A 12474-nucleotide genomic window follows, 5' to 3' on the forward strand; every position below is an offset into this window, starting at 1 on the left:
AAGTCACGCCACCACGCCGAAGAACGCCAGACCAGCACTGGAATTGACTTCAGCGCAATCTGGCGTTCCGGAAATAGCTAGGAAACTCCCGCTAGCGGCGAGGAAGGCCTCGCCGCTGCTCCGCACCAACAACTCAGCCTGATCACCCTGGACATCCGCTTGCCGGGAATGGACGGATGGGGATTCTTGATTCGGCTGCACGAGTTCGCGGATCTGGCGGCGGTTCCCATCGTGATCATTGCCGGGGATACCGATGTGGCCCTGGCCCTGACTCACGGCGCGGCGGCCGTGTTGGAAAAACCGATCAGTCGGGCAGCTCTGCAGAAATCGTTGAACGTGCTGGGTCTCAGCCCGGACGCGCTCCGCACCCGGCGGGTTCTGGTGGCCGATGACGATCCCGAAACCGTTGACGTGATTGCCCGATTCCTGACTCGCCCGGAGTACGCCGTGGAACGCGCGTTCACCAAGAATGATGCGATCGAGATGGCGCAGCGCCTGCATCCTGACCTGGTGCTGCTCAACCTGATGATGGAAGGGTTTAGCGGTTATCAGGTGGTCCTGGCCCTGCAGAGTGACCCGACTACCGAACACATTCCCGTGCTCGTGGTCACCGGTAAGCAGCTCACCAAACAGGAGCTGGCCGCCGTCGACAGTGACCCGACCCAGCCCGTGCGCGTGCTGGGAACCGAGAATTTCAATCGAACGGCTTTCATAGCCGAGGTGAAGCGAGCGCTAAGTTCGGGCCTGGATCTGGGTGATGAATAGTGGCCAGGATTCTGATTATTGAAGACAACCCGATCAATATGAAACTGGCCAAGCTGTTGGTGCGACGGGCCGGGCATTCGACACTGGAAGCGGTCGATGCCGAGAGTGGATTGTTGCTGGCCCGGGTCGAAGTTCCCGACTTGGTTCTCATGGACATCCAGTTGCCGGGAATGGATGGCTTCGCCGCCACCACCGAGTTGAAGAACGACCCGGTGACCGCCGACATCCCGGTGATTGCGCTGACCGCCATGGCCATGAGCCGAGACCAGGAAAAGGCCCGCACCGCTGGCTGCGACGCCTACATCACCAAGCCCCTGCACTATCAGGAGCTTCAGGACGCGATCAACTGGCTCATGCCGCGGGTAGACGATGAGGTTGCGGCGCACGAAGCGGGATCGCTCACCCGGGATGTTCTCGAGCGCGGGAACGAATTCGAGCAGGCCAGCACAGAAGCGGATGCCTCGCCCTCCCCGGTAAGCCGGGCCGCGGTTCGCGCACCGGGCGCGACCCGCATCCTCGTGGCCGAGGACAACCTGAGCAATCAGAAGCTCATCCTGTGGCAGCTGAACCTGCTGGGCTACGAAGCGGATGTGACCGACAACGGTGCGCTCGCGTTCGCGCGGTGGACGAGCGGCGACTACGACCTGGTGATCACCGTTCTGCACCTGCCCGAGATGAACGGTTACGAGCTGGCCTCGGCCATCCGGGCGGCCGAGCCGCCCGGTACGCGGATGCCGATTCTGGCCATAACTACGAGCGCGGTGCGCGGCAGCGATGCTGACCATTCGCGCTTGGTCGGCATGAACAAGTACCTCATGCGGCCGCTGCACCTGGCCAAATTGCGCGCGGCTCTCGTTAAGTGGCTACCGGTCGAATCCGACACCGAGCAGGGTCAGCTCCTATAGACCCGGGATGCTCAGCGTCTGCCGGAGGAGAGTGACCGTGCGGTCCAGCGCCTCGGCCAGGGTTAGCCGGGTGGGGCGTTCCCGACCATCCTCCCGGCTCGTGTCGGCCGTCGCTCCGAACTGGGGGCAGGGAATCCACTGCAGCGCCATGAACCGCAGCACGCCCAGCAAGGCGTGCGTGATCAGCTCGGCCTGGCCGTGTCGAAAGACTCGGTCAGCGTCGGTTTCTGTGTCTGTGTCGACCCCTCGGGCTAGTCGCAGGTAGACGAGCTCAGCGACCTCATCGGTGACCCGGGTCATCCGTTCCATCTGCTCCTGCAGGAGCTGCGGATGCAGGCCGAAGATCTGAATTCGGTCGGTGAAGAGCTGCTCGTCGATGCCGTCCGGCGGCCCCATCGCGCTCATCAGCGCGAGCGCGTCCGGCAACAGGTCGTCTCCCGGCGCGGCGATGAACTCGCGAGCGCTTGCCTCGTCAATGGTCGGCGGTTCGGCACCGATAATGGCGGCCGTCTTCGTCTTGAAGTAGTTGAAGAAGGTGCGCTGCGAGATGCCGCTCGCGGTGCAGATCATATCCACCGTGACGTTGTCGAAACCGTGTTCCAGGACGAGGCTGACCGCGCTCCGTTCCACGCGCAAGCTCGTCGCGTGGTGCTTGTCCTCGCGGGAGCGCGGGCGAGTGGAGGTGGTGGGGGTGTCGATCATGACTCGTCCTGGTTCATCGGTGTCCTTTATCGGATTGCCGGCGCTACTCGTAGCGCAGCGACTCGATCGGGTTCTGCTTGGCGGCTCGCTGGGCCGGAAGGGTTCCCGAGAGGAACGCGATCAGCATGACCAGCAGAATGACGAAGGCCACCGACATCGGTTCGAATAATAGGATATTCAGCCCGGGCAACCCGGAGAGGAAGCCCTGCGACAGCACGGCGCTCAGCGCAGAGCCGAGGCCGATGGCCACACCGGCTCCGATGGCGCTGCCGAGGAACCCGATAAAAATGGCTTCGAGGCTGAACAGGGTGTAAACCTTGCCACCGCTCATGCCCATGGCCTTCATTAGACCGATCTCGCGGGTGCGTTCCTGCACGCTCATCAGCAGGGTATTGATGATGCCGAATGCCGCGGCGATCAGGGCGATCACGGCGAAGGCGTTGAGCACACCGACGATGCCATTGATCACGGTCTGCACAGCGCCGAGCTGGTCCTCGATGGTGCTGGCGGAATAGCCCTCGGTCGCGAGGTCGGCCTTGAGCGCGCTGATGCCCTCGGCGGAGAGCGCGGTATCGAAGTGGGCGACGGCCACGCCGTAGCTCGTGACGGCGGTGTCGATGCCGCCGGACTGCGCGTCGGCCAGTTCAGCGATCAGGGCATCGTTGGCCCCGGCACCGGCAGCGAGCAGGCTCTCGAGCGAGACGCCGACGACGGTGGCGTCGACCACGTGCTTCTCGCCGAGAATGTCGGTGATCCCAATAGAAACGGATGCCCCCACCGCGTCATCCGCGGAGGCGAAGCCGAGCGGAATCACAAAGGTGTCCTGCAGCACCAGCTGCGCCTCCTCGGCACTGCCGTCGAGCTGCGCGCCCGCCGTGAGGTCGGCCGTGGTCACCGCCGAGGTGGCGTTGATGCTGAACTCGTACCGTGTGCCCGAGTCGTATTCGACGTAGTCGGGCTGCACCGAACGGATCGGGTCGACCGATTCGATGCCGGACGTTTCGGCGATCGCCCGGAGGTCGGCATCCGTCAGAGCCTTGGTCGTGGTGCCGGGGGGACCTTGCCGACTGGAGACCGACGCGGAACTCTCGGCGTCATATTCGACCGGGCCGTCGCCGGCGGCGGTCGCATCGCTGGCCTGGGTGATGATGAACACGTCGGGCGAGCCGAGGGCACCGACCTGGGCGTCGACGTACTGGCTGACGCCGGCGCCGACCGCGTTGGTCAGGGTGAGGGTGAAGGCGCCGACGAAGATGGCCAGCACGGTCAGCGTGGTGCGGAGCTTGCTGCGAAAGGTATTGGAGATCGCGGTGGCGACGAGGTCTTTGGTTCTCATACTGCGCCTCCGGCGGTGTTCATTGCTGCAGTGCTGTGTGCTGCGGGGGCGTGGGTGGCGAGCTGGGAGACGATGAGTCCGTCGCGAATGTAGATCTGGCGGTCGCAGCGGGCGGCGAGATCCTCGTCGTGGGTGACGATGACGACGGTGATGCCCTGGCTGCGGTTCAGCTCGAACAGGATGTCTTCGACGACGGCGCCGGTGGCGGTGTCGAGGTTGCCGGTTGGTTCGTCGGCGAAGATCACGCGCGGCGAATTGACCAGGGCTCGTCCGATGACGACGCGCTGCTTCTGCCCGCCCGAGAGGGTCGTGGCCTTGTTGCCGGCCTTGTCGGCGAGCTCGAGCTGCGTAAGAACCTGCATGCCGATGCGGCGGCGTTCCTTGCCGCCCATACCGGCGATCTTGAGCGGGAGGATGACGTTGTCGAGCACGCTCACGTTGGGGGTGAGAAAGAACTGCTGAAAGACGAAGCCGAATTCCTTATTGCGCAGTTCGTTGACGGCGCGCTTGGACAGCAACTTGGCGTCCTGGCCGGCGACCTGCAGTGTTCCCTTGTCGGGTTCGTCGAGCAGCGCGAGCAGGTGCATGAGGGTGGACTTGCCCGACCCGCTTTTGCCGACGATCGCCACGGTCTCGCCCGGCGCGATCTGCACGGACACGCCCTTCAGCGCGTCGAACCGGCTCGTGCCAGAGCCGTAGGATTTCTCCAGGCCTTGCGCATCAATTACCCACTCGGAGTCCATCGGGCGTCCCTCAGTTCGGTGCTAGATACTACAAAATGCAGTAACTGCACTCTAATTTGCAGTTGCTGCAAATTTGCTGAGGGGGAGTGCGCTGTCGCAGCTATAGATCGAGGCTGTCTCCCGGTTCCAAGGCGAAGAATTCGCCGCCACCCTGCTCGGTGACACCTTGGATTCGTGCGTTGGACAGGTCTTTCCCGGCCCGGGATAGCAGCATCTCATGGGTCGTGAAGCTGCGCTTCGGCTGGACGGCCAAAACGTAGTCCATCGCCTCACTGATTTTCATCCAGGGCGCCGCGGCCGGAACGGCGAGTGTGCCGACCGTGACGCCCTCGGGAACCGTGAAGGCGTCACCGGCGTAGTAGAACTCGTCATTGACCAGCACTCCAACGTTGTCAATGGCCGGAATCGACTCGTGAATGATCGCGTGCGTCGCCCCGAAGAAGCGCAGGCTGAACGGGGCGGCCTCGATCTCGTCCCCAGCCTGCACCGTCGTCACCTCGAGATCGGCATTGAAAGCGGCGATCGCCCGAGCGACTCCGGCCGGCGCGAAGATGCGTAGGTCGGAGTTCATTTCGACGATCCGGCCCAGCTGTTCCGGGGTCCAATGGTCGGCGTGTTCGTGGGTGATAACGACGGCTACGGCGCCCGCCGTGCCGGTAAGCGCCGTGGTGAACGAACCGGGGTCGATGTAGAGCTTCTTGCCCGAGAGCTCGAGGATCAGGGCGGCATGCTCCAGCTTGGTCAGTTTCATGTCCCCGAGCTAACCGCGATTCGAGTCGTGGCGCAACAGCATTCGCTGTCGTGATTGCTGTTTTGCCGCTGTCGCGACGCGCCGTGTGCGCTCAGTTTGGAACTGCGCTGGTCCGTGTGGCATACTCGGTAAGTTGCAAAAACGGCCCCATCGTTTAGCGGCCTAGGACATCGCCCTCTCACGGCGGTAACGCGGGTTCGAATCCCGCTGGGGTCACAATTGCCCGGCTTCCTTCTCTTGAAGGGGCCGGGCGTTTCTGTTTAACCGGTGCTATTTGGTACGAAGACGCCACAGCGAGGTGACCTCGCTCTGGCGCACGGCGTGCAGCGGGTCGCTCGTGTCGGTCGCCCGGGAGTGCACTGCGGCCGCTTCGAGCGCACCGATCACCCGCAGGCCGGCGGTGTCGATCACGGTCATGAGGTCAGCGCGAGTGCGCAGCCCGACCAGTTCGGCAAAGTCGGAGAGCACCAGCCAGACCTCACCGTTCGGCTCCAGATGGTCGATCACGCCGGCCAGGAAGCCCTTGAGCATGCGCGAGCCGGGGTCGTAGACGGCAGCGTCGAGCAGGGAATGCGCGGTCGCCGGAATCCACGGCGGGTTGCAGACGATCAGATCGGCACGCCCCTCGGGAAACAGGTCGGTCAGCTGCACCTCGATGCGCCCGGAGAGCCCCAGTCGGGACACCGTTTCTCGAGCGGATGCCACGGCGCGCGGTTCGAGATCGGTCGCGATCACCCGTGGTACGCCCCGCGTCGCCAGCACCGCCGCGAGCACTCCGGTGCCGGTGCCGATGTCGAAGGCCACCCGCGGCGCGGCCAGCGGAGCCGTCGCCACGAGATCGACGTATTCGCTGCGCACCGGAAAGAAGGTGCCGTAGTGCGGGTAGATCGAGGCGTTCAGCGCGGCGACGCGAATGCCCTTGGTGCGCCACTGGTGTGCACCGATCGTGCCGAGCACCTCGTGCAGCGACACAACGGATGCCTCCGCGATGCTCCCATAGGCATCCACTGTGGCGGCGACCACGTCGGGTGCCCGGCGCAGTCCGATGATGTTGCCGATCTCCAGCGGAACCAGCAGCAGGCTGAGAATGCGCGCCCGGTGCGACCGGTTCTGCCGGTAGCGGTAGAACAGTTCGGCGGTGGTGCGCGGGGTTTTGTCGGGGCGGGGCCGGGTGCGGTGTTCCAGAGCGGTCAGAATCTGGCGGGCGTTCTGAAAATCGCCGGTCCAGAGCAGGGCGACACCCTGTGAGGCCAGCCGGTAGGCGGCATCCGCTGTGATGGTGTCGTCAACCGGCACGACACGTTTCGGGGCCGGGGCGCCGTTGGCTGATCGCCAGAGCGCGGAGGCCGACACTCCGTTTTCGGACCAGTCGAGATACTCGCGCGGGGGGCCAGCGGCCGTCATCGAACCCGGTCCATAGTCATAAGGTCCAACTATAGGTGGCGCCGCGGCGACCGGGGTCGAGTGCTGGGCGCGACCAACGCACTGTTAGAATTCTGCATGCGAAGGGGAGTATCCCTCTGGGCCCGATCGGGTCCTATGTCGCGATCGTCAATACGGGCCGCACTGGCGGGGCCCCGGTCGCGGTGGTATCGATGGGCTCCCAACGGATGCTTTCGGTGCGGGAGAGACTTTCGGGTTCTGTAACACCTGACTCCCGTCATTTCTTGAAAGGCCCCCGTGGAACTCGCTCTCCCTCTCTGGTTCGAAGCCGGATCCCTCGTCGTTCTGACCCTGATTTTGGTCGCCGACCTGCTCATCGTCTACAAGCGCCCGCACGTTCCGAGCATGCGAGAGGCCGGCCTGTGGGTCGGTTTCTATGTGGGACTCGCGCTGATCTTCGCGCTCCTGATGCTGGTGCTCGGCGACGCCGAACACGCCGGCCAATTCCTGGCCGGCTGGCTTACCGAGTACAGCCTGTCGATCGACAACCTGTTCGTCTTCGTGATCATCATGGCCCGGTTCTCGGTGCCGAGAAAGTACCAGCAGGAAGTGCTGATGGTGGGCATTATCATCGCCCTCGTGTTGCGTGGAATCTTCATTCTGCTCGGTGCCCAGCTGATCGAGAGTTACGCCTGGATCTTCTACATCTTCGGCGCGTTCCTGTTCTACACCGCGGTGAAGCAGGCGTTCTCGTCGGAGGAAGAAACCGAAGAGAAAGAAAACGGCGTCATCCGTTTGCTCCGTCGGCGCATTAGCATGTCCTCGGAATTCGACGGTTCCAAGGTGCGCACGCTGATCGACGGCAAGAAGGTCTTCACCCCGATGCTGATCGTGTTCATCGCGATCGGTACGACCGACCTCATCTTCGCGCTCGACTCCATTCCGGCGATCTTCGGCATCACCCAAAGCCCGTTCATCGTCTTCACGGCCAATCTCTTCGCCCTGATGGGCCTGCGGCAGCTGTACTTTTTGCTCGGCGGACTGCTCGAACGCCTCGAATACCTCAAGTACGGTATCGCCGTCATCCTCGGCTTCATCGGCGTCAAGCTCGTGCTGCACGCGATGCACACCAACGAGGTGTTCTTCATCAACGGCGGCGACCCCATGTTGTGGGCACCCGAGATCGACACCTGGACTTCGCTCGGCGTGATCATCGGTAGCATGGCCGTGGCAACGATAGCGAGCCTGATCAAGGCCCGTCACGATGCCCTCAAGCGTGGGCACACGCTCGCCGAAGAGATTTCGGTCAACGCTGGGGAATGATTGAACGAGGCCAGGTGGCGGCGAACGGAGGATTCATGACTCTGAATCAACAGAGCACCATCGAATTTTCCAGCAGCACCGCCCGTCTCGTGTTCAGCGTGCGCAGCGAGGTGGGCAACGTACGCAAGGTCAATGAAGACAGCGTTCTCGCGCAGTCTCCGGTCTTTCTGGTGGCCGACGGCATGGGCGGACACGCCCAGGGTGACGTCGCCAGTCAGACCGTGCTGGGCGTGTTTGACGAGCACATCGCCCGCGACCTGCCGTCCACCCCGGAGCGCATTCTGGATGCCATCCACTCGTCGAACGATGCCGTGCGTGATCTCAGCGCTGAAGGCGACTCGGGCACCGCTGTGTCGGGAACGACCCTGGCCGGGATCGCGCTGGTCGATGCCGGCGACGAGGTCGGTTATCACTGGATGGCCTTCAACGTCGGGGATTCCCGGGTTTACACCTGGTCCGATGGCGTTTTGACCCAGTTGTCGATCGACCACTCCGCAGTGCAGGAGATGGTCGATGCCGGCCTGATTTCTCGAGCGGATGCCGAGAAGCACCCGGAACGCAATGTCATCACTCGGGCCATCGGCGCCGACGAATTCGTCGACGCGGATGTCTGGCTGCTGCCCGCTTCGGGGGAGCAAGCGTTCCTGATCTGCTCCGACGGGCTGACCAAGGAACTCGACGACGTGACGATTGCGCGGTTGCTGGCCACGGACATCCACTCGGCTGTTGACGGGCGCAGCAGGGCCGAGATTCTCGTCGATGCTGCGATCGAACACGGTGGACGTGACAACGTGAGCGTCGTCTTTGTGGAGTCGACGGTCAGCTGAGCAGCGCGAACCGGGCCTGCGGGGGAGGTGTTACCCTGAATCCGTGGTGCTGAACCGACTTCTTATCTGCCGCGACGAGTCCCTGTACTGAGGCCTCCCTCGTCGCGGCGTTCGGCGTGGCTGCCATCGATTCGTGAGGAAGACGCTCAAAATGACCAACGTAATACCCACTTCGACCATGAGTTCCGACGTCGGCCTGCGCACGCTCGCTGAGAAGGTCTGGGACAAGCACCTCGTCACCAAGGGTGAAGACGGCACCCCCGACCTGATCTACATCGACCTGCACCTGCTGCACGAGGTGACCAGCCCGCAGGCCTTCGACGGACTGCGCCTGGCCAACCGGCCGCTGCGCCGGCCGGATCTGACCATCGCGACTGAAGACCACAACACGCCGACCCTCGCGATCGACAAGCCCATCGCCGACCCGACCAGCCGCACCCAGATCGAGACGCTGCGCCGAAACTGCGCCGAATACGGGGTACGGCTGCACTCGCTCGGTGACATCGAGCAGGGCATCGTGCACGTCGTCGGCCCGCAGCTCGGCCTGACCCAGCCCGGCATCACCGTGGTTTGCGGCGATTCGCACACCTCCACCCACGGAGCCTTTGGAGCGATGGCGCTCGGCATCGGCACGAGCGAGGTCGAGCACGTCATGGCGACCCAGACGCTGCCGCTGAACCCGTTCAAGACCATGGCGATCACCGTCAACGGCGCACTGCGCACCGGGGTCACCGCGAAGGACATCATCCTCGCCGTGATCGCCAGGATCGGCACCGGCGGCGGAGCCGGCTACGTGCTCGAATACCGTGGCGAGGCCATTCGCGCTCTCTCCATGGATGGCCGCATGACCATCTGTAACATGTCGATCGAGGCCGGCGCCCGCGCCGGCATGGTCGCGCCAGACCAGGTCACCTATGACTACCTCAAGGGTCGCGCCCACGCACCGCGCGGCGCCGACTGGGACGCGGCCGTCGCGTACTGGCAGACCCTGGCCACCGACGAGGGTGCCAGCTTCGACGCCGAGGTCATCATCGACGCCAACGAGCTCGAACCCTTCGTGACCTGGGGCACCAACCCCGGCCAGGGCGTCTCGCTGAGCGGATCGGTGCCGAACCCCGCCGAAATCGTCGACGCCAATGAGCGCTCGGCGGCCGAGCGGGCCCTGGAATACATGGACCTGACGGCCGGAACGCTGATGAAGCAGATTCGGGTCGATACCGTCTTCCTCGGCTCCTGCACCAACAGCCGGATCGAAGACCTGCGGGCCGCCGCCGAGGTCATCAAGGGCAAGACCAAGGCGGAGGGACTGCGCATGATGGTCGTTCCTGGCTCGGCCCGGGTACGCATCGAGGCCGAAGCCGAGGGGCTTGATCAGATCTTCCTCGATTTCGGCGCCGAATGGCGTTTCGCTGGCTGCTCGATGTGCCTCGGCATGAACCCCGATCAGCTCGAACCTGGCGAACGCTGCGCGTCGACCAGTAACCGCAACTTTGAAGGACGACAGGGCAAGGGCGGGCGTACCCACCTGGTGTCGCCGCTCGTCGCGGCCGCCACGGCCATTCGCGGCACGCTCTCAAGCCCGTGGGACCTCGTTCAGGATGGAGACTAAGTAACATGCAGAAATTCACCACCGTCACCGGCATCGCGGTTCCGCTGCGCCGATCCAACGTGGACACTGACCAGATCATCCCGGCCGTGCACCTCAAGCGTGTCACGCGCACCGGCTTCGAAGACGCCCTGTTTGCAGCCTGGCGCCTCGACCCCGAATTCGTGATCAATAAGAAGGAGTACCAGGGCGGTCGGATACTCATCGCCGGCGCCGACTTCGGCATCGGTTCCTCGCGGGAGCACGCCGTCTGGGCGCTGCGCGATTACGGCTTCGACGTAGTCCTCAGCCCCCGCTTCGGCGACATCTTTCGCGGCAACTCGGGCAAGCAGGGCTTGCTCGCCGGCCAGATCAGCGAAGCGGATGCTGAAACCCTGTGGAACCTGGTCGAGTGCGATCCGGGCGTGGAGTTGACCGTGGATCTGGTCAGTAAAACCGCGCGTGTCGGCGATCTGACGGTGAATTTTGAAATCGATGATTACACTAGATGGCGGCTGCTCGAAGGTCTGGATGACATCGGGCTGACCCTGCGTGACGAAGCGCGAATCAGTGAATTTGAAACCAAACGCGAATCCTGGTTGCCCCGCACCCTTCCCGCCCTTTCCCCCGAATCTTCCAGAATTAATTTGATGTAATTTGCATTTGCACTAATTTGCACCAGGACAGGTAACTTGTGAGCACTCTGCGCGAAACAGATCGTAGCGAAACCGACGAGGCGAAGAAGTTGAACGACGCTCGAAACCACGACGACGCGAATGAGCGGGGGAGCGCTGCGAACCACGGAGCATCTGTCGGCCTGACCGCTGACAAGATCACCATTCGAGGAGGAATTCCCCTGGTCGGCCGCATCGAGGTGAAGGGGGCGAAGAACCTCGTCACCAAGGCCATGGTCGCCGCCCTCCTCGGTGAGACCCCGAGCGTGCTCAAGGACGTTCCGAATATCAGCGATGTTCGGATCGTTCGCGGGCTGCTCGAGGTGCACGGCGTCAAGGTCACCGAGGGCGACGAACCCGGAACCCTGGTCCTCGACCCGGTTGACGTGGAGAGCGCGCACTTCGCCGCGATCGACGCCCATGCCGGTTCCTCGCGCATCCCGATCCTGTTCTGCGGCCCGCTGCTGCATCGCCTCGGTGAAGCGTTCATCCCCGATCTCGGCGGCTGCCGCATCGGCGACCGCCCGATCGACTTTCACCTCGAGGTGCTGCGTAAGTTCGGTGCCGTCGTCGAGAAGCAGCCCAACGGCATCCGCATGTCGGCGCCGAACGGACTCAAGGGCGCCAAGCTCGAACTGCCCTACCCGAGCGTCGGAGCCACCGAGCAGGTGCTGCTCACCGCGGTGCGGGCCGACGGCATCACCGAGCTCAAGGGCGCGGCGATCGAGCCCGAGATCATGGATCTCATCAACATTCTGCAAAAGATGGGCGCCATCATCACGGTCGACACCGACCGGGTGATTCGCATCGAGGGCGTCGAACGCCTGCTCGGCTACAACCACCGCGCGCTGTTCGACCGCAACGAGGCCGCCAGCTGGGCTGCAGCGGCCCTCGCCACCGACGGAGACATCTTCGTCGGCGGCGCGCGTCAGCCCGAAATGATCACTTTCCTCAACGTGTTCCGCAAGGTCGGCGGCGCTTTCGATATCTGTGACGACGGCATCCGTTTCTATCACCCCGGCGGCGATTTGAAGCCCGTCATTATTGAAACGGATGTCCACCCCGGCTTCATGACGGACTGGCAGCAGCCGCTTGTCATCGCGCTGACCAAGGCTCACGGCACGTCGATCGTGCATGAAACCGTGTACGAGCAGCGCTTCGGCTTCGTCGACGCCCTCGTCGAAATGGGCGCGACCATTCAGATTCACAACGAATGCCTCGGCGGCCATCCGTGCCGGTTCGGTCAGCGCAATTTCAACCATTCCGCCGTCATCACCGGCCCGACCAAGCTGCACGGCGCCGATATCGTCGTACCCGACCTGCGCGGCGGCTTCAGCCACCTGATCGCGGCGCTCTCGGCCGACGGCACGTCCACGGTCAGCAACGTGGGAATCATCAGCCGAGGTTACGAAAACTTCATCGGCAAGCTGCGGCTTTTGGGGGCGGACTTCGATCTCGAAGGATAATAGGCGCGTGCCTG

The 12474-nt window shown here is 63.7% G+C and carries 11 protein-coding genes, 1 tRNA gene and 1 pseudogene; 8 read left to right on the forward strand and 5 right to left on the reverse strand.

Features of this window, described 5'->3' with window-relative positions; genetic code table 11:
* Positions 1-99: 99 nt before the first annotated feature.
* Positions 100-765, forward strand: a pseudogene (locus tag E3T43_RS19625) (response regulator); the annotation flags it as partial.
* The gene (locus E3T43_RS18620; RefSeq protein ID WP_166791206.1) at positions 765-1670 is read left to right on the forward strand and encodes a response regulator; all 906 of its coding nucleotides are present in this window, start codon (positions 765-767) and stop codon (positions 1668-1670) included. The pseudogene E3T43_RS19625 and the gene E3T43_RS18620, both read left to right, overlap by 1 nt.
* Here the strand turns inward: E3T43_RS18620 and E3T43_RS01415 are convergent.
* The 4 genes from E3T43_RS01415 to E3T43_RS01430 all read right to left on the reverse strand — a co-directional run bounded on the left by E3T43_RS01415 (position 1665) and on the right by E3T43_RS01430 (position 5202).
* A complete protein-coding gene (locus tag E3T43_RS01415; protein ID WP_134471066.1) occupies positions 1665-2372 on the reverse strand; it encodes a TetR/AcrR family transcriptional regulator in 708 nt (235 codons plus the stop codon). The genes E3T43_RS18620 and E3T43_RS01415 overlap by 6 nt on opposite strands.
* 43 nt (positions 2373-2415) lie before the next feature.
* Entirely contained in the window at positions 2416-3708 is a 1293-nt protein-coding gene (locus E3T43_RS01420; protein ID WP_134471067.1) for an ABC transporter permease, read from the reverse strand.
* Complete coding sequence (locus E3T43_RS01425; RefSeq protein WP_134442535.1) at positions 3705-4451, reverse strand: ABC transporter ATP-binding protein; 747 nt, start codon at positions 4449-4451, stop codon at positions 3705-3707. The genes E3T43_RS01420 and E3T43_RS01425 overlap by 4 nt, the downstream gene beginning before the upstream one ends.
* 100 nt (positions 4452-4551) lie before the next feature.
* Entirely contained in the window at positions 4552-5202 is a 651-nt protein-coding gene (locus E3T43_RS01430; protein WP_134471068.1) for an MBL fold metallo-hydrolase, read from the reverse strand.
* A gap of 143 nt (positions 5203-5345) precedes the next feature.
* Between E3T43_RS01430 and E3T43_RS01435 the strand changes: the two genes are divergently transcribed.
* Positions 5346-5418: transfer RNA gene (locus E3T43_RS01435), tRNA-Glu, on the forward strand.
* A gap of 54 nt (positions 5419-5472) precedes the next feature.
* Here the strand turns inward: E3T43_RS01435 and E3T43_RS01440 are convergent.
* Entirely contained in the window at positions 5473-6606 is a 1134-nt protein-coding gene (locus tag E3T43_RS01440) for a class I SAM-dependent methyltransferase (protein WP_134471069.1), read from the reverse strand.
* 276 nt (positions 6607-6882) lie between these two features.
* Here E3T43_RS01440 and E3T43_RS01445 point away from each other — a divergent pair, with 276 nt between their 5' ends.
* From E3T43_RS01445 to murA, 5 genes are all read left to right on the forward strand, one after another.
* A complete protein-coding gene (locus E3T43_RS01445) occupies positions 6883-7908 on the forward strand; it encodes a TerC/Alx family metal homeostasis membrane protein (protein WP_092449257.1) in 1026 nt (341 codons plus the stop codon).
* A gap of 35 nt (positions 7909-7943) precedes the next feature.
* Positions 7944-8735, forward strand: a complete 792-nt coding sequence (locus tag E3T43_RS01450) for a PP2C family serine/threonine-protein phosphatase (RefSeq protein WP_134442498.1) — start codon at positions 7944-7946, stop codon at positions 8733-8735.
* 178 nt (positions 8736-8913) lie between these two features.
* The gene (gene leuC, locus E3T43_RS01455; RefSeq protein ID WP_134442496.1) at positions 8914-10344 is read left to right on the forward strand and encodes a 3-isopropylmalate dehydratase large subunit; all 1431 of its coding nucleotides are present in this window, start codon (positions 8914-8916) and stop codon (positions 10342-10344) included.
* A 5-nt stretch (positions 10345-10349) separates the two neighbouring features.
* A complete protein-coding gene (leuD, locus tag E3T43_RS01460) occupies positions 10350-10976 on the forward strand; it encodes a 3-isopropylmalate dehydratase small subunit (RefSeq protein ID WP_134442494.1) in 627 nt (208 codons plus the stop codon).
* A 161-nt stretch (positions 10977-11137) separates the two neighbouring features.
* Positions 11138-12460 (forward strand): UDP-N-acetylglucosamine 1-carboxyvinyltransferase, encoded by a 1323-nt coding sequence (gene murA / locus E3T43_RS01465; RefSeq protein WP_241978777.1) that lies wholly within the window; start codon positions 11138-11140, stop codon positions 12458-12460.
* Positions 12461-12474 lie beyond the last annotated feature (14 nt).

Source organism: Cryobacterium sp. Hh7 (assembly GCF_004403155.1).
GTDB classification, from domain to species: domain Bacteria; phylum Actinomycetota; class Actinomycetes; order Actinomycetales; family Microbacteriaceae; genus Cryobacterium; species Cryobacterium levicorallinum.

What these genes read in the sequence shown, in the direction of transcription:
- E3T43_RS01415 (WP_134471066.1), bottom strand. Translation starts at nt 2,372, where the DNA reads ATGATCGACACCCCCACCACCTCCACTCGCCCGCGCTCCCGCGAGGAC.
- E3T43_RS01420 (WP_134471067.1), bottom strand. Translation starts at nt 3,708, where the DNA reads ATGAGAACCAAAGACCTCGTCGCCACCGCGATCTCCAATACCTTTCGC.
- E3T43_RS01425 (WP_134442535.1), bottom strand. Translation starts at nt 4,451, where the DNA reads ATGGACTCCGAGTGGGTAATTGATGCGCAAGGCCTGGAGAAATCCTAC.
- E3T43_RS01430 (WP_134471068.1), bottom strand. Translation starts at nt 5,202, where the DNA reads ATGAAACTGACCAAGCTGGAGCATGCCGCCCTGATCCTCGAGCTCTCG.
- E3T43_RS01440 (WP_134471069.1), bottom strand. Translation starts at nt 6,606, where the DNA reads ATGACGGCCGCTGGCCCCCCGCGCGAGTATCTCGACTGGTCCGAAAAC.
- E3T43_RS01450 (WP_134442498.1), top strand. Translation starts at nt 7,944, where the DNA reads ATGACTCTGAATCAACAGAGCACCATCGAATTTTCCAGCAGCACCGCC.
- leuC (WP_134442496.1), top strand. Translation starts at nt 8,914, where the DNA reads ATGAGTTCCGACGTCGGCCTGCGCACGCTCGCTGAGAAGGTCTGGGAC.
- leuD (WP_134442494.1), top strand. Translation starts at nt 10,350, where the DNA reads ATGCAGAAATTCACCACCGTCACCGGCATCGCGGTTCCGCTGCGCCGA.